22 protein-coding genes are annotated in these 21,993 nt (G+C 66.7%); 6 read left to right on the top strand and 16 right to left on the bottom strand.

Features of this window, described 5'->3' with window-relative positions:
* Nucleotides 1–58: 58 nt before the first annotated feature.
* The gene (locus ACFYLW_RS04665) at nucleotides 59–1,789 is read left to right on the top strand and encodes a cytochrome c biogenesis protein DipZ (RefSeq protein WP_312061984.1); all 1,731 of its coding nucleotides are present in this window, start codon (nucleotides 59–61) and stop codon (nucleotides 1,787–1,789) included.
* Here ACFYLW_RS04665 and recO read toward each other — a convergent pair.
* Together recO and ACFYLW_RS04655 are read right to left on the bottom strand one after the other, a co-directional pair.
* Nucleotides 1,786–2,517, bottom strand: coding sequence for a DNA repair protein RecO (gene recO, locus ACFYLW_RS04660; protein ID WP_312061985.1), 732 nt, complete (start codon nucleotides 2,515–2,517; stop codon nucleotides 1,786–1,788). The two genes, ACFYLW_RS04665 and recO, sit on opposite strands and share 4 nt — an antisense overlap.
* Nucleotides 2,517–2,996, bottom strand: a complete 480-nt coding sequence (locus ACFYLW_RS04655; protein WP_312061987.1) for a nuclear transport factor 2 family protein — start codon at nucleotides 2,994–2,996, stop codon at nucleotides 2,517–2,519. The genes recO and ACFYLW_RS04655 overlap by 1 nt, the downstream gene beginning before the upstream one ends.
* A gap of 260 nt (nucleotides 2,997–3,256) precedes the next feature.
* On the opposite strand from ACFYLW_RS04655, the gene ACFYLW_RS04650 reads away from it, so the two are divergent.
* Nucleotides 3,257–3,697 (top strand): VOC family protein, encoded by a 441-nt coding sequence (locus ACFYLW_RS04650; protein ID WP_312061988.1) that lies wholly within the window; start codon nucleotides 3,257–3,259, stop codon nucleotides 3,695–3,697.
* Between the two features lie 114 nt (nucleotides 3,698–3,811).
* Nucleotides 3,812–5,320, top strand: a complete 1,509-nt coding sequence (locus ACFYLW_RS04645) for an acetyl-CoA hydrolase/transferase family protein (protein ID WP_390182904.1) — start codon at nucleotides 3,812–3,814, stop codon at nucleotides 5,318–5,320.
* A 44-nt stretch (nucleotides 5,321–5,364) separates the two neighbouring features.
* On the opposite strand, the gene ACFYLW_RS04640 is transcribed toward ACFYLW_RS04645, so the two are convergent.
* The 13 genes from ACFYLW_RS04640 to folK all read right to left on the bottom strand — a co-directional run bounded on the left by ACFYLW_RS04640 (nucleotide 5,365) and on the right by folK (nucleotide 16,370).
* A complete protein-coding gene (locus tag ACFYLW_RS04640) occupies nucleotides 5,365–6,603 on the bottom strand; it encodes a serine hydrolase domain-containing protein (RefSeq protein WP_390182903.1) in 1,239 nt (412 codons plus the stop codon).
* 17 nt (nucleotides 6,604–6,620) lie between these two features.
* The gene (gene era / locus ACFYLW_RS04635; protein WP_312061993.1) at nucleotides 6,621–7,574 is read right to left on the bottom strand and encodes a GTPase Era; all 954 of its coding nucleotides are present in this window, start codon (nucleotides 7,572–7,574) and stop codon (nucleotides 6,621–6,623) included.
* The gene (gene rnc, locus ACFYLW_RS04630; protein WP_312061994.1) at nucleotides 7,571–8,284 is read right to left on the bottom strand and encodes a ribonuclease III; all 714 of its coding nucleotides are present in this window, start codon (nucleotides 8,282–8,284) and stop codon (nucleotides 7,571–7,573) included. Before rnc ends, era begins: the two co-directional genes overlap by 4 nt.
* Nucleotides 8,284–9,210 (bottom strand): signal peptidase I, encoded by a 927-nt coding sequence (lepB, locus tag ACFYLW_RS04625; protein ID WP_312061996.1) that lies wholly within the window; start codon nucleotides 9,208–9,210, stop codon nucleotides 8,284–8,286. Before lepB ends, rnc begins: the two co-directional genes overlap by 1 nt.
* A 57-nt stretch (nucleotides 9,211–9,267) precedes the next feature.
* On the bottom strand, nucleotides 9,268–9,669 hold the full coding sequence (acpS, locus tag ACFYLW_RS04620) for a holo-ACP synthase (RefSeq protein ID WP_312061997.1): 402 nt from the start codon (nucleotides 9,667–9,669) through the stop codon (nucleotides 9,268–9,270).
* Entirely contained in the window at nucleotides 9,666–10,424 is a 759-nt protein-coding gene (locus tag ACFYLW_RS04615; protein WP_312062094.1) for a pyridoxine 5'-phosphate synthase, read from the bottom strand. The genes acpS and ACFYLW_RS04615 overlap by 4 nt, the downstream gene beginning before the upstream one ends.
* A gap of 58 nt (nucleotides 10,425–10,482) precedes the next feature.
* Entirely contained in the window at nucleotides 10,483–11,007 is a 525-nt protein-coding gene (locus ACFYLW_RS04610) for a hypothetical protein (RefSeq protein WP_312061998.1), read from the bottom strand.
* 75 nt (nucleotides 11,008–11,082) lie between these two features.
* Nucleotides 11,083–11,667 (bottom strand): orotate phosphoribosyltransferase, encoded by a 585-nt coding sequence (gene pyrE / locus ACFYLW_RS04605; protein ID WP_292082584.1) that lies wholly within the window; start codon nucleotides 11,665–11,667, stop codon nucleotides 11,083–11,085.
* 47 nt (nucleotides 11,668–11,714) lie between these two features.
* Nucleotides 11,715–12,494 (bottom strand): TIGR00730 family Rossman fold protein, encoded by a 780-nt coding sequence (locus ACFYLW_RS04600; protein WP_312062001.1) that lies wholly within the window; start codon nucleotides 12,492–12,494, stop codon nucleotides 11,715–11,717.
* 28 nt (nucleotides 12,495–12,522) lie between these two features.
* Complete coding sequence (locus tag ACFYLW_RS04595; RefSeq protein WP_292083356.1) at nucleotides 12,523–14,676, bottom strand: bifunctional (p)ppGpp synthetase/guanosine-3',5'-bis(diphosphate) 3'-pyrophosphohydrolase; 2,154 nt, start codon at nucleotides 14,674–14,676, stop codon at nucleotides 12,523–12,525.
* Nucleotides 14,677–14,864: 188 nt separating this feature from the next.
* Nucleotides 14,865–15,224, bottom strand: a complete 360-nt coding sequence (gene rpoZ, locus ACFYLW_RS04590) for a DNA-directed RNA polymerase subunit omega (RefSeq protein ID WP_292082582.1) — start codon at nucleotides 15,222–15,224, stop codon at nucleotides 14,865–14,867.
* Nucleotides 15,225–15,317: 93 nt separating this feature from the next.
* Nucleotides 15,318–15,737 carry a cupin domain-containing protein gene (locus tag ACFYLW_RS04585; RefSeq protein WP_312062002.1) on the bottom strand — a complete coding sequence of 140 codons (420 nt, stop codon included), beginning with the start codon at nucleotides 15,735–15,737 and terminating at the stop codon, nucleotides 15,318–15,320.
* 51 nt (nucleotides 15,738–15,788) lie between these two features.
* Nucleotides 15,789–16,370 carry a 2-amino-4-hydroxy-6-hydroxymethyldihydropteridine diphosphokinase gene (folK, locus tag ACFYLW_RS04580; RefSeq protein ID WP_390182901.1) on the bottom strand — a complete coding sequence of 194 codons (582 nt, stop codon included), beginning with the start codon at nucleotides 16,368–16,370 and terminating at the stop codon, nucleotides 15,789–15,791.
* On the opposite strand from folK, the gene ACFYLW_RS04575 reads away from it, so the two are divergent.
* Together ACFYLW_RS04575 and ACFYLW_RS04570 are read left to right on the top strand one after the other, a co-directional pair.
* Nucleotides 16,359–16,940 carry an NYN domain-containing protein gene (locus tag ACFYLW_RS04575; RefSeq protein ID WP_312062006.1) on the top strand — a complete coding sequence of 194 codons (582 nt, stop codon included), beginning with the start codon at nucleotides 16,359–16,361 and terminating at the stop codon, nucleotides 16,938–16,940. The two genes, folK and ACFYLW_RS04575, sit on opposite strands and share 12 nt — an antisense overlap.
* Nucleotides 16,937–17,581, top strand: a complete 645-nt coding sequence (locus ACFYLW_RS04570) for a uracil-DNA glycosylase (RefSeq protein ID WP_292082578.1) — start codon at nucleotides 16,937–16,939, stop codon at nucleotides 17,579–17,581. Before ACFYLW_RS04575 ends, ACFYLW_RS04570 begins: the two co-directional genes overlap by 4 nt.
* A 1-nt stretch (nucleotide 17,582) precedes the next feature.
* Here the strand turns inward: ACFYLW_RS04570 and ACFYLW_RS04565 are convergent, their stop codons facing one another.
* Entirely contained in the window at nucleotides 17,583–18,800 is a 1,218-nt protein-coding gene (locus ACFYLW_RS04565; protein WP_292082577.1) for an N-acetylmuramoyl-L-alanine amidase, read from the bottom strand.
* Between the two features lie 453 nt (nucleotides 18,801–19,253).
* On the opposite strand from ACFYLW_RS04565, the gene ACFYLW_RS04560 reads away from it, so the two are divergent.
* Nucleotides 19,254–21,956 (top strand): Rne/Rng family ribonuclease, encoded by a 2,703-nt coding sequence (locus ACFYLW_RS04560; protein WP_312062009.1) that lies wholly within the window; start codon nucleotides 19,254–19,256, stop codon nucleotides 21,954–21,956.
* Nucleotides 21,957–21,993: the final 37 nt, after the last annotated feature.

Raw genomic sequence — 21,993 nt, 5'->3', positions numbered from 1 at the left:
GCCATCCGACGCGTTCTTTGCAACATAACACCAGGGTCTGAGGCCTAAGGACGACACGATGCTCCTGATCCTGCTGTCCTATCTAGCCGGGGCGCTGACCATTCTCAGCCCCTGCATCCTGCCGGTCCTGCCCTTTGTGTTCGCTCGAACAGGCCAGCCCTTTGTGAAAAGCGGCCTGCCCCTGCTGTTGGGCATGGCGCTGACGTTCGCGGGCGTGGCGACGCTGGCGGCGGTCGGCGGCGGCTGGGCGGTGCAGGCCAATCAGGTCGGGCGCTGGATCGCCCTGGCGGTGATGGCGGTGCTGGGGCTGATGCTGGTGTTTCCAGCGCTGGCGGACCGGCTGACGCGGCCTCTGGTCGCGCTCGGTTCGCGCCTGACCGAGAAGGCCAGCGCAGAGCAACAGGCGGGCGGCGGCGTCTGGCCCTCCTTCCTGCTGGGCGTGGCGACGGGCCTGCTGTGGGCGCCGTGCGCGGGCCCGATCCTGGGGCTGATCCTGACCGGCGCCGCGCTGCAAGGCGCCAGCGTTGGCACGACCCTGCTGCTGGTCGCCTACGCCGCCGGGGCCGCGACCTCGCTGGCCCTGGCCCTGCTGATCGGCGGCAAGGTCTTCCAGACGATGAAGAAGTCGCTGGGCGTCGGCGAATGGGTGCGGCGGGGTCTAGGCGTCCTGGTCCTGGTCGGCGTCGCCGCCATCGCGCTCGGTCTCGACACCGGCCTGCTGACCCGGCTGTCGAGCAGCAGCACGAACCGGATCGAACAAAGTCTGCTCAGCCGCTTCGGCGCGGGCCAGCCGGTGAACGCCCCCGCCGCGCCCCTGAACGCCCTGCCGGTCGAAGGGGCCATGCCGCCGCTGACGGGCGCGACCGAGTGGATCAACAGCCCGCCGCTGACCGCCGAACAACTGCGCGGCAAGGTCGTGCTGGTCGACTTCTGGACCTACTCCTGCATCAACTGCGTGCGGACCATTCCCTATGTCCGCGCCTGGGCAGAGAAGTACCGCGATCAGGGACTGGTGGTGATCGGGGTCCACACGCCCGAGTTCGCCTTCGAGAAGTCGCCCGCCAATGTCCGCGACGCCGTGCGCCGCTTCGGCGTCACCTACCCCGTGGCCATGGACAACGACTTCGCCATCTGGCGCGCCTTCGACAACAAATACTGGCCGGCCCACTACTTCATCGATGCCAAGGGGAGCATCCGCTACCACCACTTCGGCGAGGGCGATTACGAACACTCCGAGCGGGTCATCCAGCAACTGCTGAAGGAGGCCGGGGCCACGGGCGTCGATCAGGCCGTGGTTCAGGTGCGCGGCCAGGGCGCCGAGGCCGCCGCCGACATGGCCAAGGTCGCGTCGCCGGAAACCTACGTCGGCTATGCCCGCGCCGCGCATTTCGTCTCGCCCGGCGGCTTCGGCTTCGATGTGCGCAAGACCTATGCGGCCGCGCCCCTGAAACTGAACGACTGGAGCCTGTCCGGCGACTGGATCGTTCGCGCCGAACACGCCGATCTTCAAACACCGAGCGGGCGGCTGGCCTTCCGCTTCAAGGCCCGCGACCTGCATCTGGTCATGGGGCCCAGCAGCATGGGCAAGGCGGTGCGCTTCCGCGTCCGCATCGACGGTCAGGCGCCGGGCGCCGACGCGGGCGTGGACATCGACGCCCAAGGCATGGGCCGGATCGACAGCCAGCGCCTGTATCAACTGGTGCGCCAGTCAGACGGCGCGCGCGAACGGACCTTCGAGATCGAGTTCCTCGACCCCGGTGTTCAGATCTTCGCCTTCACCTTCGGCTAGAGCCGCCCGGCCTCCGCTAGCCGCTCGATCATCCAGACGCGGGCGGGCGGCAAGGGCTTGTTCAAGGCGTGGAAGACGAACTGCTCGAGGAAGTGCCCGGTCAGCTCCAGCCCCGCCTTCACGTCGCCTTCGCTCAAGCCCGCCTGCGCCCCCAACATGAAGGGCGGCAGGTTCAGCAGCTTGTCGGCATAGGGCGCGCCCGCGTCGCGGCTGACGGCGCGACCCGTTCGGGGGCTGACGTAGATCAGGTCGTCCATCGAGCCGGTAGCGGCGCAGCGCGACAGGTCCAGCCCGAAGCCCAGGTCTTCCAGCAGCCCCGCCTCGAACCGCACGAAGATGGCGGGCCAGACCTCGGGCAAGGCAAACGCCCCCATCATGGCCTCAAAGGCCAGAAACGCGCCCGGATGCGGCTCACGCTCCGGCAGCGCGCCTTGCGCCACCGCCGCCGCAGCGTTCAGCCCCACCAGGGCCAGAGGATCATCGAAAAGAGCCGCTGGCCCCTCGCCCACCGGCTCCAGCCGCGCAGACCCCAGTTGGTCCGAGGTTCGCGACCGCAGATCGGCCACGACCCGCGCCCCGGCCTGGAGGAAGGGCCGCATCTTCCGCGACGCCCCGCCCGCGACATAGGCGGCGCGGCGTCCGTGCCGCTCGGTCAGCAGTTCCACCACCGCCCCGGTGTCGCCATGCGCCCGCGCCGACAGGACAAAGGCGTCGTCCTGAACCTCCATCAGTCGGCCTTGATCACGCCGACGACAGCGCGCGCCTTGTCGTTCGGCACGGCGAAGCTGAGGACATACTGCTCGATCTTCCAGCCGTCGTCGGTCAGGCGCAGCACGCCCGACCCCCGCGTCGTGCCATAGGCGTCGTTGTCCAGAACCTCGTCGAACCAGGCGACGCAGCGGCAGTCGATCGCGGCGATGCTCACGGTCCGCGTGACGGGGCGATAGGTCCAGCCCTTGCCCTGCGAGAAATAGGGCATGGCGTAGGCCCGGAACTCCGGCAAGGTCCAGCGCTCGGTCGCATCCGTGCCGATGAAGCGGCCATCCGTCGTGAAGGTCGCGAAATAGGCCTCGCCGTCGGCCTTTGACGCCGCGGCGTGCATGGCGTCCAGCGTGAGCTCGACAGAGGCGGTTTCGGCTTCGACGACAGGCACAGACTGAAGCGGCGCGGCGGAAACCTGGAGCATCATCAGGGCGGTGGTGATCATGGCTTTGTTCTAGTCCTGTTCTCGCACGGGTGAAAGCGCCCACACATCCGCTCATCCCGGCGAAAGCCGGGATCCAGATTGGAAGACGCGGGGCTTGTTGCAGATGGCGCAATCCCGTCCTTGGAACCCGCTGATCCGTCATATGATCTGGATCCCGGCCTTCGCCGGGATGAGCGTGGAGGGGGTTAGCCTAGGGGGCTAAGGGAAACGACGACCGCCCCGCGCGTTCAGACCTCCACCCGACAACCCGGAGAGGTCTCATGAAGATCGTCACCAGCCTCAGCTTTCAGGGCCAGTGCCGCGAAGCGCTGGAGTTCTACGCCCGCGTGCTGGGCGGCAAGGTCACCGCCGCCCTCCCCTTCGGCGACGGCCCGCCCGACATGCCGGTCGATCCCAAATACAAGGACTGGCTGATGCACGGCTGGCTGGAGGTCGGAGATCAGGCCATCATGGGGGCCGACATGCCGCCCGAGTTCGCGCCGAACATCGACAAGCCCAAGAACGGCTTCGACGTGTCGTATCACACCGACGACCTCGCCAAGGCGCGACAGGTCTTCGACGCCCTGTCCGAAGGCGGCAAGCTCGGCATGCCCTTCGCCGAGACCTTCTGGTCTCCCGGTTTCGGCAGCTTCACCGACAGGTTCGGCATCCCCTGGATGGTCAACACCAACCCGACCGAGGACTGGAAGCCCGGCGGCTGACGCCTTTGTGATCACAGACTGTTACGACCAAAGCCGTATTGGAATCAGGGTGATGCGGCGCCTATGTCCGATCCTCTCCCTGAGCCCTCCCCGGCTCCAGTCGTCAGGTTTGCGATGTCCCGCGTCCGTAACGCCGCCCTCAAGTCGAAGATCATGTCCGCCCAGGACGCCGCCGCCCTGATCCCGGCCAACTCGACCGTGGGCATGAGCGGCTTCACCGGCTCGGGCTATCCCAAGGTCGTACCCATGGCCTTGGCCGACCGGATCGAGGCCGAGCACGCCGCAGGAAACCCGTTCAAGCTGAAGGTCTGGACCGGCGCCTCGACCGGGCCGGAACTGGACGGCGCATTGGCCAAGGCAGACGGCATCGAGTTCCGCCTGCCCTACAATTCCGACCCCATCGCGCGCGAAAAGATCAATCGCGGCGAGATGGAATACCTCGATATGCACCTGTCGCAGGTGGCGCCGGTCGCCTGGCAGGGCTTCCTCGGCCCGCTGGAGACGGCAGTGGTCGAGGTCTCGGGCATCCGCGAGGACGGCTCGCTGATCCCCTCGTCCTCCATCGGCAACAACAAGACCTGGCTGGACCGCGCCGACCGCATCATCCTGGAGGTCAACAGCTGGCAGAACGCGGCGCTGGAGGGGATGCACGACATCTACTACGGCACCGCCCTGCCGCCCGCGCGGGTGCCGATCCCGCTGACCAGGCCGACCGACCTCATCGGCGAGACGGTCTTCCGCGTCGATCCGTCAAAGATCGCCGCCATCGTCGAGACGGACAGCCCCGACCGCAACCTGCCTTTCGCCGCGCCGGACGCCAGCGCCACAGCCATCGCCGGGCACCTGATCGAGTTCCTGCAGCACGAGGTGAAGCTGGGCCGCCTGCCCGCCCATCTGCTGCCGCTGCAATCGGGCGTCGGCAATGTCGCCAACGCCGTGCTGGCGGGTCTGGCCGACAGCCCGTTCGAAAACCTGACCGCCTACACCGAGGTGCTGCAGGACGGGATGCTGGACCTGCTGGACAGCGGCAAGCTGACCGTCGCCTCGGCCACCGCCTTCTCGCTCAGCCCCGAGGCCGCCGCCGACCTGAACAGCCGCATGGAGCAGTTCCGCGGCAAGATCATCCTGCGCCCGCAGGAAATCTCGAACCACCCGGAAATCATCCGCCGTCTGGGCTGCATCGCCATGAACGGCCTGATCGAGGCCGACATCTACGGCAACGTCAACTCGACCCACGTCATGGGCTCGCGCATCCAGAACGGCATCGGCGGCTCGGGTGACTTCGCTCGCAACGCCTACATCTCCTGCTTCGTCACCCCGTCGACGGCCAAGGGCGGCAAGATCTCGGCCATCGTCCCCATGGCCAGCCATGTCGACCACATCACCCAGGACGTTCAGGTCATCGTCACCGAACAGGGCCTGGCCGACCTGCGCGGCCTGTCGCCCAAGCAACGCGCCCAGGTCATCATCGCCAACTGCGCCCACCCCGACTATCGCGACGCGCTGAAGGACTATTACGCTCGCGCGCTCAAGGGCTCCTACGGCCTGCAATCGCCGCACCTGCTGACCGAGGCCCTGTCCTGGCACCAGCGCTTCATCGAAACGGGGTCGATGAAGGCCTGACCATCGCAGTCCTCCTCCGCTCGCGGGGGAGGATTAGCTGATTTCTAACGGTTCATGCTCGTCGGGAACTCACGCCCCAGAGCCTCGGCCATGGCCTGCTGGCTCAGCATGAAGACCAGGTCGCGCTGGTGGTAGTTGTTGGACAGGACCACCACGGTCACATCGGCCTCGGGCTGATAGAGAACCAGGTTGCGGAACCCGGCCCAGCTGCCCGTGTGATAGATCTGCCTGTCGTCAAAGGCGGGCTTCACCTGCTCGCCCAGGCTGTTGACGTAGATGCCGTAGCCATAGGCCCGGTGCGCGCGGCCCCGCTCCTTGGGCGTGCCCTCGGGCGCATGGTCGGCGATCATCTGGGCATAGGAGGCGTCGCTGAGGACATGGCCCTTATGCAGGGCCTGGTTCCAGACCAGCATGTCGTCCAGCGTCGAATAAAGCGCCCCGGCGCCGAAGACGACGCTGACGTTGGCGATCGGCTGAGCCGCCAGTCCGGCGGGGAAGTTGGCGTAGCCCATGGCCAGACCCTGCGCGTCGGCGTGGGCGTCGGAGCCGGTGTCCTTCAGGCCCAGAGGCTTCAGGATGGCGTCGTTCAGATAGGTCTCGAACGGCTTACCGCTGGCCTTGCTGACGATCTCGGCGGCCAGATTATAGGCGGCGTTGTCGTAGCGGATCTTGGTGCCTGGCTCGAACTGCAGGCCATAGCGGGCAGAGGTCTCGGTCAGTTCCTGCGGCGTGCGCGGGGTGACGCGGATGCGCCCCCACTCTGACTGCGCCATCAGGTCGGGAATGCCCGAGGTATGCGACAGCAGGTGGTGGATGCGCAGCGGCTTCCACGCGTCCGGGCAGGCCTCGATCCATTTGCAGACAGGATCATCGACCGACAGCTTTCCCTCGTCCTGAAGCTTCAGGATCGCGGCGGCGGTGAATTGCTTGGACACCGAGGCCAGACGGAAGCGCGTGTCCAGCTTCAGCGGCTGATCGTTTTCGTAGTTCGCCTTGCCATAGACCTGACGGAACAGAACCTGATCGCCCTTGGCCACCAGAATGGCGCCCATGAACTGCTTGCGTTCGCCCAGATAGTCCAGCCGCGCCTTCAGTTGCGGCAGGGCCTCGACCACCTCGACCGGCGGGCGCTCGGGCAGCCCGACCTTGCTCGTCGCGGCCTGGGTCTCAGGCGCGATGGCGTGGACGATCCATGCGCCGGCGCCGGCGGAAGCAAGGGCGACCGCGGCCAGGGATCCGAGGAGCCAGGGCCGCCCGCCTGCGGACTTGGGAACTACAAACACGATACTAAACCAGGTTTTTAGACGTCGAACTCCAGCCCGAACTGGGCGTAAAGGGCGCGGCTGTCCTGCCACTTGGGGTCGACCTTGACGGTCAGGAACAGGTGGACGGGGCGGTCGAGCAACTCGATCAGCTCCTCACGCGACTTCTGGCCGATCCACTTCAGGGTCTGACCGCCCTTGCCCAGAACGATGGGGCGCTGGCTCTCGCGCTCGACATAGATGGTCTGCTCGATGCGCGCCGAACCGTCGGGCTTCTCGTCAAAGGCCGTGGTCTCGACCGCCGCTGAATAGGGCAGCTCTTCATGAACGCGCAGATAGACCTTCTCGCGGGTGATCTCGGCGGCCAGAACGCGCACCGGCACGTCCGCCGACTGATCTTCCGGGTAGAGCCACGGCCCGGCGGGCATGGAACGGGCCAGACGTTGCTTCAGGTCGTCCACGCCGTCGCCGCTGAGGGCCGAGATCATATAGACCTCTTCATAGACGCCGGTCTCGAACAGGCGATGCGACAGGGCCAGCAGGGTGTCGCGGCGCATCCCGTCGATCTTGTTCAGCACCAGGATGACCTTGGTTCCCGTCGCCTTCAGGTTGGCGATGATGGTTTCGGTGTCCTCGGCCGACTTGCGGTCGGCGGCGGTGCCATCACGACCTTCGGACGCGATGTGCGAAGGGGCGTCGATCAGATGGACCACCACGTCCGCGTCCTCGGCGCCGCCCCAGGCCGAGGCGACCATGGCGCGATCCAGACGCCGGCGCGGGGTGAAGATGCCGGGGGTGTCCACCAGGACGATCTGGGCGTCGCCCTCGATAGCGATGCCACGCACGGGGAAGCGCGTGGTCTGGACCTTCTGGGTCACGATCGAGACCTTGGAGCCCGTCAGGCGGTTCACCAGCGTCGACTTGCCGGCGTTGGGCGCGCCAATGATGGCGGCGAAGCCCGCGCGCTGGTTCGGGTTGAGAGTCTCGGTCAAATTACGCCTTCTCGTTTCAACAGCGCCGTGGCGGCGGCTTTCTCCGCCTCCTGACGCGAACGTCCTGTTTGTTTCACGGGGTCGAAGCCGACCACCGTCGCTTCGACCACAAAGGTCGGAGCATGATCTGATCCGGTGCGTTCCACCACCCGATAGGTCGGCAGCGGACGCCCTTGCGCTTGAGCCCACTCCTGCAGAGCGGACTTGGGATTGGTCACGGCCGGCGCCGGGGGCGACGCGAACTCCTCGGCCCAGGCGATATCGAACATGGCCTTGGCCGCCGTCAGGCCGCCGTCGCGATAGACCGCCGCCAGAACAGCCTCGACAGCATCGGCGATGACTCCGGCCTTTCTGCGGCCGCCCGTCTTGGTCTCGCCCGCCGACAGGCGCAGCGCCGGACCGACGCCCAGCCGTTCGCCGACCCGTGCGCAAGCGCTCTTGTCGACCAAGGCGTGCAGCCGCGCGGACAGCTGGCCCTCGTCGGCCGAGGGAAACTCGCGCGTCAGGCGGTCGGCGACCAGCAGGCCCAGCACCCGGTCGCCCAGGAACTCCAGCCGCTCGTTGTCGGCGGGACGGCGGCCGTCGGCCTGTCCCCCGCCCTCGCCCACGCTGGCGTGGGTCAGGGCCCGTTCCAGCAGGGACGGGTCACTGAACTCATGGCCCAGCCGACGCCGGAGCGCGGCGACGGCCTCGGCCCGAAGGTTCGCCATCAGTCCAGGATCTTGAAGAACCGGCTGGGACGCAGGTTCGCGAACCAGCTGACCGGGTTGAACAGCGACGCGCCCGGCGACCAGGAGAACATGATGATCTCGGCCTTGCCTACCAGGTTCTCGGCCGGGACCATGCCCACGCCGGCCGACATCTCGACGCGGCTGTCGATCGAGTTGTCGCGGTTGTCGCCCATCATGAAGAAGTGGCCGGCCGGTACTTCATAGACAGGCGTGTCATCCAAATCGCCGCCGGGGCCGAAGTCCTGGGTCATGAAGCTCTTGCCGTTCGGCAGGGTCTCGCGGACCTGGGTCACGGGACGCGGGCCGAACATGTCGGCCATCTCGGCGCGACTGACGACGACGTCCTTCACCGGAGCGCCGTTGATGTAGAGCTTGTTGGAGACCATCTGCACCTTGTCGCCCGGCAGGCCGATCACGCGCTTGATGTAGTCGGTCTTGTTGTCGCGCGGCAGCTTGAACACCACGATGTCGCCGCGCGTGGGATCCTTGCCCATGATCCGGCCGTCGAACAACGGCGGGCTCCACGGGATCGAGTGTTTCGAGTAGCCGTACGACCACTTCGACACGACGATGTAGTCGCCCTCATAGAGGTTGGGCTCCATCGAGGCCGACGGGATGGTGAAGGGCTGGAACAGCAGCACCCGCAGCACGAAGGCGATCAGCAGGGCGAAGACGATGGTCTTGATGATCTCGACCGTCTCGTTGCTCGCGGACTTCTCTTTTTTCACACGTTTGGCTTTCTTGGGACGCGGCATGGCGTAGATCGGCTTGTCGCTGTCGAGGGCTTCGGGATCATCGCCCATGTCGAAGGGGGCGTCGCCGTCGTCGCTCCAGATCGGTCGCGGCTCGGTCGGGTCGATGGCAGGATTGCCGGCGCCGCCGTTCGCCTTGGGGTCGTCGCTCATGGTCTGCTCGAATCCCCCGCAGAACGCGGGGTTGGATGCCTGAGGCGTAAAGGCTGATTACGCCACGGGCAAGGCTTCGATGACCACGAAAGCGAGAGCATAAGGGTGTTCGTCGCTGAGGGTCAGATGGATGCGCGGCTCATGCCCCGGCGGGGTCAGCCGGGCCAGATGCTCGGCGGCGTGCCCCGTCAGCGCCAGGGTCGGCTGACCCGACTTCAGGTTCACCACCCCCATGTCGCGCCAATAGACGTCTGCGCGCATGCCTGTGCCCAGGGCCTTGGCGCAGGCTTCCTTGGCCGCGAACCGCTTGGCGTAGCTCCAGGCCGGGTCCGGCTTTCGATCTGAACGGATGCGCTCGATCTCGGTGAAGCAGCGGTTCTTGAACCGGTCGCCAAAGCGATCCAGCGACGCCTCGATGCGCCGGATGTCCGACATATCGGCGCCGATGCCGATAATCACCGGCTGACTCCAGCCACCGCCTCGTCCATCGCCGTCCGCATTCGGCGGATAGCGGCGTCCAGACCAACGAAGACCGCCTCCCCGATCAGGAAGTGGCCGATGTTCAGCTCCTTGATCTCGGGGATGCCCAGGACGACGCTGGCGGTAGCGTAGTCGAGGCCGTGGCCGGCGTGGACTTCCAGCCCCAGAATGTCGGCCTGGGCGGCGGCGGCGGCCAGACGGTCCAGCTCGAAGGCGCGCTCGGCCGGATCGGACAGATGGCAGTAGCGGCCGGTGTGGAACTCGACCACCTGCGCGCCCACGGCGGCGGCGGCCTCGACCTGGGCTTCGGACGGCTCGATGAACAGGCTGACGCGGATGCCCGCGTCCGACAGCGCCTTCACCACGGGGGCGATGCGGGCCTCATGACCGGCCACGGCCAGACCGCCTTCGGTCGTGACTTCTTCGCGACGCTCCGGCACCAGACAGGCCGCGTGCGGACGGTGACGCAGGGCGATGGCCAGCATCTCGTCCGTCACGGCCATCTCGAAGTTCAGCGGCTTGTTCGCGCGGCGGCACAGGGCCGTCAGCACGTCGATGTCGGCGTCGGTGATGTGGCGGCGATCCTCGCGCAGATGGGCGGTGATTCCGTCCGCCCCCGCCGCCAGCGCCGCCTCGGCTGCGCGGGCCGGATCGGGATGGGCGCCGCCGCGCGCGTTACGAACCGTGGCGACGTGATCGATATTGACGCCCAGACGAACCCGCTCGCGCTTCATCTCGATCCCTTTCTTATCATGCACTCAAAAGCTATCCCGGTGCACCGTTCCATGATCATCAAGAAGAGCCCATAGTCCTGGGTGGATCAGGCTGCCAGCAATCAGCAAGCGTTGCCTTGAACCGGTTCGCCCAATCAGCCAGCGGCGACCCGAAGTTACTCTCGAACGCGACCTCGTAGCCATATGCAGTCGGCCAGGTTGGCCCACGGCTCCACAGTTTGAACGAGCCCCCGTCCGTGCCGGGACCTTGATCATCATCTCGACCAAACCCCGGGATGTCTATCGCTGGAGCAGGCAGGCGCTCCAGCTCCAGAACTACCTCTTGCGCGCCCGGACACTCGCTAATGACCGCCCACGAAACACGCTGGCCTCCGCGCATGTTGATCGCCCGACGAGCGGCCAAATGACGGCGCCCACCCGCTTGTGCGAAATAGGGGTAGATGCTGAAGGTTTCCAACGCCGACAGGGGGTGACGGGAGACCTCTATCACCACCACCGGCGCCAATTGGTCGAATTTCACATCTCGCGCATCTTCGACTTGCGATTGCGGCGCCGTTTGAAGGCCAACGGCCAGAAACGTCACTAGCCCAATCATTCACGCCTCCCCTGAGGTTTGGCCGCTTGAATCGTCAATCGGACTACGCTCGCCTAATCTGGCTTACTTGGCCAGCCGGCGGCTGCCCGGGTCCTCGACCGGCAGGGCGGCCAGTTCGGGCGGCAAGGCGTCGGCCGGATAGGCCGGGACGTCCAGGGTCGCCAGGGCGATCAGCGGCACGCCCACGTCGGCCCGCCCGCCCGAGCGATCGACGATGCAGGCGGCGGCGACGACTTCGCCCCCGGCCTTCTGGATGGCGGCGATGCATTCGCGCGACGACAGGCCCGTGGTGACGATGTCCTCGACCATCACGACCTTCTCGCCCGGCTCGACGGTGAAGCCGCGACGCAGCTTGAACTCGCCGCCTTCGCGCTCAACGTAGAGCGAGCGCACGTTCAGGTGCCGCGCCGTCTCATAGCCGGGGATGATGCCGCCGACGGCGGGCGAGATGGCCACGTCGACCGGACCGACCGTGGCGACGATCTTCTCGGCCAGGGCCTTGCACAGGCGCTCGCAGCGGCGCGTATCCATGAAGACCAGGTTCTTCTGCAGGAAGACCGGGCTGTGCAGGCCGGACGACAGGACGAAATGGCCTTCGCGCAGGGCGCCGGCGTCGCGGAATTCGTTGAGGACGTCTTCAGTGTTCATGAGAGCGTCCCTTAGACCCTGCATCTCCGCCTCTCAAGCCGAGCGACCTACTTGATGTCGCAGTTCGGCTTCAGCCCGCCTTCCAGCAGCCTGGTCCAGACGGTTTCGGCGTCGTCGGCGAACGAGAACAACTCCATGTCCGAGGCCTTGACCATGCCGTGCTCGATCAGGGTGTCGAAGTTGATGACCGAGCGCCAATAGGCCTCGTCGAACAGGACGATGGGGATCGGCGGCGCCTTGTCGGTCTGACGCAGGGTCAGGATTTCGAACAGTTCGTCGAGTGTGCCGAAGCCGCCGGGGAAGACCACCAGACCATTGGCCCGCATGGCCAGATGCATCTTGCGCATGGCGAAGTAGTGGAACTGGAAGGTCAGCTCCGGCGTCGACCAGGGATTGGGCACCTGCTCGTGCGGCAGGGTGACGTTGAAGCCGATCGACGGCGCGCCCGCTTCATGCGCGCCCTGATTGGCCGCCTGCATGATGCCCGGGCCCCCGCCGGTTGCGATGACGTTGTCGCGCACCTCGCCCGGCGAGCCGCGGAAGGCCCCGCCCCGCTCCGAGGCGATGCGGCCAAACAGACGAGCCTGCTCGTACCAGTAGCTGTGCCGCCCGCCGCCGTTGGCGCCGACACGAGCGCTACCGAACACCACCAACGTCGAGCGTACGCCCCAGGCCTTCAGCGCCTCCTCGGCCTTCTCGTACTCCATCAGGAAGCGCACCCCGCGCATGGACTCGCCCAGCAGGAAGTCCTGATCCAGGGCGGCCAGACGATAAGAGGGCGACGCCAATTGAGCGGCGTTGGCGAGAGCTTGCTGTTCGGGAGACATTTCGGCCTTCAGTCAGACGCGCGGGCGATCAGCCGCGCGCGCGGTCCACGGTGTCGACGGACGGATTGGCGCGCAGCGCCGCGATGATCATGGTGGCGTGACGGGCGTCCTCGACCTCCACATCGATGTCGACGTCGAAGAAGTCCTGCTGACGATGGGCCATCGACAGGTTCAGGATGTTGCCGCCGGCCTCACCGATGATGGTCGCCACCTGCCCCAGCACGCCCGGCGCATTGCGGATGGTGGCGCGCAGACGGGCCGAGGCCACGGCGTCCTGTTCCGCCTGCGGCGTCCATTGCAGGTCCTGCCAGACGCTGTCGTCGTCGGCGAAGTCGGCCAGGGTCTGGCAGTCGATGGTATGGACCGTCAGCCCCTTGTCGGGTTCCAGGATGCCGACGATGCGGTCGCCCGGCACCGGCGAGCAACAGGCGCCGAAGTGAATGCTGACACCCGGCGTCAGGCCGCTGCCGCGCACGAACAGGCGGGCCTGGTCATTGCCGATCCGCTTGCGTTCGGGGCCCGCCTTCAGCTGGCCCTTCAGCGCCGGGAACATGGTCTCGGCGATCTTGGTCGCGGCCAGACGGCCCCGCCCAATGGCGTCGAACATATCCTCTTCGGTGGCGATGGCATGGGTTTCCAAGACCGGCTTCAGCGAGACCTCGGCCAGCGACTTGCCCGCCCGCTCCAGCGTCTGCTCCAGCGTCGCCTTGCCCAGGCGCACGAACTCGTCGCGCTCCGAAGTGCGGATATGACGGCGAATGGCCGAACGCGCCCGGCCGGTGACGGTCAGGCTGCGCCAGTCGGTCGGCACCTCGCGCTTGGTCCCGCGAATGATCTCGACCACGTCGCCGTTCTGCAGCGCCGTGCGCATGGGCTTCAGTTCGCCGTTGATCTTGACGCCCACGGCCGTGTCGCCGACCTCAGTGTGCACCGCATAGGCGAAGTCCAGGGCCATGCCGCCGCGCGGCAGGGTGATCAACGCGCCCTTGGGCGTGAAGACGAAGACCTGATCCAGGTACATTTCGAGCTTGGCGTGCTCGACCCAGTCCTCGCCGCCCTCGCCGTGTTCGATAACCTGAACCAGGTGGCGCAGGTTCAACAGCGGGTCGCGCCCGCCGTCGGCCTCCATCGCCTCGCGATCGAAGCCGTAGGAGTGGTTCTTGTAGGCCCAGTGCGCCGCCACGCCGTCCTCGGCCACGCGGTCCATGATCTCGGTGCGGATCTGCATCTCGATGCGCAGGCCGCCGGGACCGACAACCGTAGTGTGCAGCGAGCGATAGTTGTTCGACTTGGGCGTCGAGATGAAGTCCTTGAACCGCTCCGGCACCATGGGCCAGGCCCGGTGGATGACCCCCAACGCGCGATAGCAGTCATCCTCGGCCTCGACGATGACCCGGAAGCCGTAGATGTCTGACAGGGACGAGAAGCCGACCGACTTCCTCTGCAGCTTGCGCCAGATCGAATAGGGTGTCTTTTCGCGGCCCTTCACATGGGCGGTGATGCCCGCCTCGCTCAGCACGGTCTCGATCTCGCGCGACACGCCCTCGATGGCGCGGCCATGCTCCAGCTTCAGCGCCTCCAGACGGCGCTGGATGGCGACGCGAGCCGTGGCGTTCAGATGTTCGAACGCCAGTTCCTCCAGTTCGGAAGCGATGGAGTGGATGCCGATGGAGCGGCCCAGCGGGGCATAGACTTCCAGCGTCTCGCGGCTGATGCGCTCGCGCTTCTCCGGCTTGACGTACTGGAGGGTGCGCATGTTGTGCAGGCGGTCGGCCAGCTTGACCAGCAGGACCCGCACGTCCTTGGAGATGGCCAGGATGAACTTGCGCAGGTTCTCCGCCTGGCGCGTGTGCTCGGCCTGAAGCTCCAGCCGCGACAGCTTGGTCACGCCCTCGACCAGGACGGCGATCTCCTCGCCGAACATGGCGGCGATGTCGTCACGCGTGGCCGAAGTGTCTTCGACCACGTCATGCAGCAGGGCCGTGACGATGGTCGCCGTGTCCAGCTTGTAGTCGGTCAGGATGCCCGCGACCTGGATCGGGTGTGCGAAATAGGGATCGCCCGAGGCGCGCAGCTGCGAGCCGTGCATCTTCATCGCATAGACGTAGGCGCGGTTCAGCAGGGCTTCGTCGGCGGTCGGGTCGTAGGCCTTGACCGCCTCGATCAATTCGAACTGGCGCATGATCGGCGCGCGCTTGGCTTCAGACACTTGGGACACGGACGGCAGGGACTCGGCGACTTCAGACGACAACGGCGTCGCCCCGGGAAGGAGCGACGCCGTCTGGTCTATCTGATTCGCGACTTTGTCCGGCGACGGGTCCGCGGGGGACCGCGCCGGAAGAATGGTTACGCCGTTGACTGGCTCAGCCGTCAGTAGCGTTCCTCCTGGCCGCCATCCCGGTCGCTTTGCAGCGCGCGGATCAGTTCGGCCTCGGCCATGTTCATGTGCTGCGGCTCGGCCAGCAGGGCCACGACTTCGGCTTCATCCTCGGCCTCGGTACGCTCGTCGACGCGTTGCAGCGTGGTGATGATGTTCTCGCGCAGCTCTTCCGGGACGACCGTCTCGTCGGCCAGCTCGCGCAGGGCCACGACCGGGTTCTTGTCGTTGTCGCGGTCGATGGTCAGGGCGGCGCCGTTGGCGATGTTGCGGGCGCGGTGACCGGCCAGCAGAACCAGACCAAAGCGGTTCGGAACCTTCTCGATGCAGTCTTCGACAGTGACGCGGGCCATGAAATTCCTCTGGCGGCAGGGAGAACCGCACAAAATATAGGGTTAGGCGTGATTGTGCAACGCCGCGAAGGCCGGAATGCGGCGCAAAACGCCTCAGTTCTTCCTTTGGGCCAGCGGATAGCTGATGATCAGCACCAGGTCCACCTCTCCGGTCTGGCGGATGCCCACGACATTGCCGTCGAACAGATAGGCGGCGTCACCGGCGCGCATCGGCGTCGTCACCCCGTCCGACGTCACCTCGCCTTCACCGCTGACGACGTAGTAGACCTCGTCATGAGCGATGGGGTGCAGACCGATGGCCGCGCCGGGATGCAGCACCCGCTTGCGGAACTCCATCGCTCGATTGGGGACGCCGTCGGAAATGCGATAGGCCGTGCTCATCCCCTCGCCGTTATGCGGCGGAACCTGACGCACCATGGTGTCGGCTTCGCGGATCACCACCCCCGTCCCGGCGGGCGGCGACGCGGGTTGGGTCTGCACGGCGACGAGCAGCGCAAGAGCGGTCAGCAGCACAAAATGTCCTCCGGTGTCATTTCGAAGAACCTAACCGGCCGCAAGCCGGCGTCAACGGGGCAAAGGACGCGCGTCGGTTCCGACAGATGCTTGCTTCGCCAGCGTCGCGGCGTCGCCCTCGATCGTCGGGTGCCGCCACTTCGGCGCAATCTCGGCCAGCGGCCCCATGACGAACAGACGTTCGGCCGCGCGCGGATGCGGCAGGATCAGCCCGTCCAGATCCCCGCTCAAACGCCCATAGGCGATCAGATCCAGATCCAGGGTCCGCGGCGCGTTGCGGACGCTGCGACGGCGGTCGAACACGTCCTCCATCCGTGACAGCTTGCTCATAAGCACGCCGGGATCATGCTCCGTCCGCACGATCACCACCCCGTTCAGGAAGGGGGGATCGGAAGGGTCCGGCCAGGCCTTGGACGACCACCAGGACGACCGCGCCAGAATGTCGATGCCCTCGGCCCGGAACCGCGCCAGAGCCGCCTCCAGCGACTCTTCGCAAGAGGACCAGACGCCCTTGTCATTGCAGCCCAGGGCGACGATGACTGCGCCGTCCAGATCGAGGTCGCCCTCGGGAATATCGGTCGGGACGCTCATATTCTCGACCATTTCCACGGACTCATATTCATGACCGGCCATACGGGCGACCGCATCGCCTTGTTCATCGACGGCGCCAACCTCTATTCTGCGGCCCGCGCGCTCAACGTCGATCTCGACTTCAGAAAGCTGTCCGACTGGTTCGGCCAGAAGGGCCAGCTGGTGCGGGCCTATTATTACACGGCGGTGGTCGAGGGCGAAGAGTTCTCGCCGGTCCGTCCGCTGATCGACTGGCTCGACTACAACGGCTTCACCGTCGTGACCAAGCCGGTCAAACGCTTCACCGACGCCCAGGGTCAGTCGCGCATCAAGGGCAATATGGACATCGAGATCGCGGTCGACATGCTGGAGCTGGCGCCGCGGCTGGATCACATGATCCTGTTCTCGGGCGACGGCGACTTCCGCCGACTGGTGCAGGCTGTTCAGGCGAAAGGCGTGCGCGTCACCGTCGTCTCGACCACCAGGACCCAGCCACCCCAGATCGCCGACGAATTGCGGCGTCAGGCCGACGCTTTCGTCGAACTGGCCGACGTCATGACCCACTTCAGCAAGCCCAAGACCGCCATGAATCAAGGCGTCGCCCGAACCCTAGACCGGAACGACCGTTCATGAGCCGCCCCCTGAACCCCGAACCTGCGCGCGACTGCCCCCTGTGCCCGCGCCTGGTCGCCTATCGTCAGGAGAACATCCGCCAGAACCCGGACTGGTGGAACGGCCCCGCGCCTTCCTTCGGTGACCCGAACGCCCGCCTGCTGGTGGCTGGCCTTGCGCCGGGCCGAATGGGCGCGAACCGCACCGGCCGCCCCTTCACCGGCGACCATGCCGGCTGGCTGCTGTTCGACACCCTGAGGAAAGCCGGCTTCGCACAGGGGACCTACGACCCCGACGGAAACGACGACCTCACCCTGGTCGACTGCATGATCACGAACGCGGTGCGCTGCGCTCCGCCGCTGAACAAGCCGACGGGCGATGAGGAAAACACCTGCCGCCCCTTCCTGATCGATCGGCTGGCCGCCCTGCCCCGGCTCAAGGTCATCGTGACCCTGGGCGACGTGTCCCGCCGCAGCATCCTGCGGACGCTCGGCTACCCCGGCACGGCCATCCCCGCCGGACATGGCGTCGAGGGCAAGGTCGGCGGCTACACCATCATCAACAGCTATCACTGCTCGCGGCTGAACACGAACACGGGGCGCCTGACGCCGGAAATGTTTGAGGAGATCTTCCACCGCGCCAAGCTGGCGCTGGACGACTAGGTCAGCCGCCGCCCGTGACATCGCCGGCCACCATCACCGGCGCCGAGGGTTCGCGGAAGTAGCGGTCGATGCCCTCGGCGACCGAGCGCATCAGGCGGCGACGCGCACGCTCGTCGGTCAGGACGCGCTCGTCCTCCGGATTGGTGATGAAACCCATCTCCAGCAGGATGGCCGGAACGTCGGGCGCCAGCAGGACGGCCAGACCGGCGTCGCGGTGGCTGCGACGCAGCAGCGGATGATTGTCGCCCTCCAGATGGGTCAGCAGGACCCGCGCGAACTGGGCCGAGCGGTTCTGGGTGGCGCGCTGGGTCATGTCCAGCAGGATGCGGTCGACCGAGGGGTCGCGGCCCGGCAGGCGCAGGTCGCGCTGCCAGTCGTCGCCACGCGTGTACTCGCGTACCGCACGGCCTGCTCCCTGTTCCGACAGGGTGTAGACGCTCGCCCCGCGCAGGGCCGGATCGGTCCCGGCGTCGGCATGCAGAGAAATAAAGAGGTCGGCCCCGGCGTCGCGGGCGATCTGCACCCGGCGGCCGTGGATGACATAGACATCGCTGTCGCGGGTCAGGCGTACGCGATAACGGCCGGTGCGCTCGATCGCGGCCTTCAGTTCACGCGCGGCGGCCAGGGTGACGGCCTTTTCCTGAGCATGAACGCCCTGGGCGCCCGGATCGCGGCCTCCGTGGCCTGCGTCGATAACGATAAGCGGCTTTTCCTTGCGCGCCTGCTCGCGGCGCGGCGGCGTGCTGGCGGCGACCGCAGCGGCGGCGCCTGTGGCCTTCAGGTCGATGACATAACGATAGTGCTGGACCCCGTCGCCAGGCGGCAGCAAGAAGCGGCGCTCGATCTCGGCGCCCCGCGCCAGGTCCAGCCGGATGCGCGACGACGTGCCGGCCGACGCGACCTCATAGCCGCGGACGAGGCCGGAGCCATTGCCGTCCAGACCCCGGCCCGGCGCCACGTCCGACAGAGCAACGATAACGCGGCCGGTCGTGCCGTCCTCGATCACCTGTCCGCGCGTGGTCTTGCCCAGGTCCAGCACGACACGCGTGCGCTGGGCGTCGCCGCCGAACCGAATGCCGGAAATCTGACCGTCCGGACCAAAGGCCAGGCCGCGCCCAGCCGTCAGCACGACGCCGCAGATCACGACGAAGGCCAAGCCCGTCATCGCCCATTCGCGCACGCCCCAACGGGCCAGATTGTCACGCCACCGGCCATACATGGACGGACTTCACCCTTCTGGTTCGGATGGCAGCATGCACCGAGCGATTAAGGATTTCGTTAAGACCTGTAACGGCGGTGGTTCTTTTATTTTCCGCTACATATGCCTATGATCTGGTCCGCAAGCGAATGATCGCGCCCTCTGTATTTCCTGCAGAGCCGGGCGCGCCCTCCTCGCGGCGCTGACTTTCACCTCATTCCGAGGATCGCCCGGCCTGGCCGACGATCCGAAGAACGGGTCCGGGACGCGGCCTTGAACGGCGCGTTCGGATCCAGGACCGACAGAACCTCATGGGCCGACCCGCCTGCGCTCCCGACCGGCAATTTGATGCCGCTCTCGCCATCCGCGAGGGGATGACGCGCGCCCTGGCCCCCATTTCCATTCGGCGAGCCGCCCCCTTGTCCGCGGATGTATCCGCAGGGCCCGGCCTGGCGCGCCAGAGAGAGACTTTTAATGTCAAAGACAATGCTGATCGATGCGGCGCACGCGGAAGAAACCCGCGTCGCCATCGTGGACGGACGCCAGGTTGAGGAATTCGATTTCGAATCCACGGCGCGCCGCCAGCTTCGCGGCAACATCTATCTCGCCAAGGTCACCCGCGTAGAGCCCAGCCTCCAGGCGGCCTTTATCGAGTACGGCGGCAATCGTCACGGCTTCCTGGCCTTCAACGAGATCCACCCCGACTACTATCAGATCCCGGTCGCCGACCGCGAAGCCATCATGGCCGAAGCGAACGCCGACGACGACGATCACGACGATCTGGGCCGTGAAGGCGACGACGAGTCCGAAGGCGGTCTGGCCGACGAGGAGCGCCTGAAGCGTCGCCTGATGCGTCGCTACAAGATCCAGGACGTCATCAAGCGCCGCCAGATCCTGCTGGTGCAGGTCGTCAAGGACGAGCGCGGCGCCAAGGGCGCGGCCCTGACCACATGGCTGTCGCTGGCCGGCCGCTACTGCGTCCTGATGCCGAACACCGGCAAGGGCGGCGGCATTTCGCGCAAGATCACCAACACCTCGGACCGCCGCCGTCTGAAGTCCGCCGCCGCCGCCCTGAAGGTGCCCAAGGGCATGGGCCTGATCATCCGCACGGCCGGCGCCAAGCGCACCCGCGCCGAGATCAAGCGCGACTATGAATACCTGCTGCGCCTGTGGGAGACGATCCGCGAGACGACTCTGAAGTCGAACGCCCCGGCCGTCATCTACGAAGAAGAAAACCTGGTCCGTCGCGCGGTGCGCGACATGTACGACAAGGACTTCGACGGCATTCAGGTCGAGGGCCTGGAAGGCTTCAAGGAAGCCCGCGACTTCATGCGCGTGCTGATGCCGTCGCAGGCCAAGAAGATTCACCTCTATCAAGGCTCCAAGCCCCTGTTCGCGGCCAACGGCATCGAAGAGGTGCTGACCCAGATTCACCAGCCGGTCGTGCCGCTGAAGTCGGGCGGCTATCTGGTGATCAACCAGACCGAGGCCCTGGTCGCGATCGACGTGAACTCGGGCCGCTCCACCAAGGAGCGCAATGTCGAGGCCACCGCCACCAAGACCAACCTGGAAGCCGCCGTCGAGGCCGCTCGCCAGCTGCGTCTGCGCGACCTGGCCGGCCTGATCGTCATCGACTTCATCGACATGGATGAAGGCAAGAACAACCGCGCCGTCGAAAAGGCCCTGAAGGACGCCCTGGCCAAGGATCGCGCCCGCATCCAGATGGGCCGCATCTCGGGCTTCGGCCTGATGGAGATCAGCCGCCAGCGTCGCCGCCTCGGCGTGATCGAAGGCGCCACCGAGGTATGCGCCTGCTGCCAGGGGGCCGGTCGCATCCGTTCGGCGGAAAGCGCCGCCCTGACCACCCTGCGCGCCGTGGACATCGAGGCCGGTCGCAACGGCGCCGGTTCGATCAACCTGCGCGTCTCGACCGCCGTCGCCCTCTACATCCTGAACCACAAGCGCAGCTATCTGCAGCGCCTGCTGGACCAGCGCGGGCTGAACGTGGTCATCCAGATCGACGACAGCCTGGCCCAGGGCGAACACGCCATCGAGCGCACCTCGACCAACGAGGACTTCATCCCGGTCGTCACCCACATCTCGGCCGCCGAGCTGGACGACGGCTTCGACGACAGCGCCTTCGACCATGAGGACGAAGACGAGGACGACGAAGTCATCGAAAGCGATGACGAGGACGACGTCGACCTGGACCGCGAAGACGGCGACGACGACGAAGCCCGTGAACGCGCCGAGCAACACGACGGTGAAGGCCGCGGCCGCGGCCGCCGTCGCCGCCGTCGCGGCGGCCGCCGTGACGAGGAAGGCTCGGACGAAGGTTCGGTCGATACGGTTTCCGCCGACAGCGAGGACGACGACGGAGATGCTGGTCGTCGCCGCCGTCGCGGCCGTCGTGGCGGTCGCCGCATGCGCGAGGACGGCGAACGCGACGCCTTCACCTGGGTGCGCGGCCGCACGCCGTCGCTGGAAGACCCCTACGTCTGGTTCGACCCGATCAACCCTGCACCGCGCGCCGAGCGCGCGCCGGTCGAGGTCTCGGAAGCTCGTGACGTTGAAGCCCTCGCGAGCGAACGTCCGGAAGGCGAACGCGCCGAACGTGAAGGCGGCCGTTCGCGTCGTCGTCGCGGTCGCGGTCGCGGCCGGGACCGTGGCGGCCTGCCGCACGAAGCCAAGGTCGAGGACCGCGCGGTCAACGAAGGCCTGCCCCCCGTCGGCTCGCCGGACACGCCCATCGCCACGGTCATCCCGACCGAGGAAACGGCGGTTGACGCGCCTGAAATCGTCGCCGAAGCCGCCGAGGCGCCGAAGCGTCGCCGCGTCCGCCGCAAGGTCAGCGCCGATGTCGCCGCCGAAGCCGTTACCGAAGCCCCCGCAGAGGCAGAGGCTGAAGTCACGACCGAGGCCGCGCCGGTCGTCGTGCCCGCTCAACTGGACGTGGAACCGGTCTTCGCCGCCAAGGTCGAGGCCGCCATCGAGCAGGCCCTGAGTCCTGAACCCGCGCCCCAGCCGGTCGCTGAACCGACGCCTGCGCCGATCACAGTCGTCGAGCCGACGCTCGCGCCGACGCCGGAAGTCGACGTGGCCGCCATGATCGCCGAAGATCCCAATCAGATCGTCGCTCCGCCCGAGAAGCCGAAGCGCGGCTGGTGGCGCCGTTGATCGGACACGATTAGGCTTGAAGACACGGGGGAGACTG

The sequence above is a fragment of the Brevundimonas sp. NPDC007368 genome, from assembly GCF_042869015.1.
Classification (GTDB): Bacteria; Pseudomonadota; Alphaproteobacteria; order Caulobacterales; family Caulobacteraceae; genus Brevundimonas.
The sequence above is the reverse complement of the archived record's forward strand: the minus strand, read 5'-3'. Positions and strand labels throughout refer to the sequence as shown.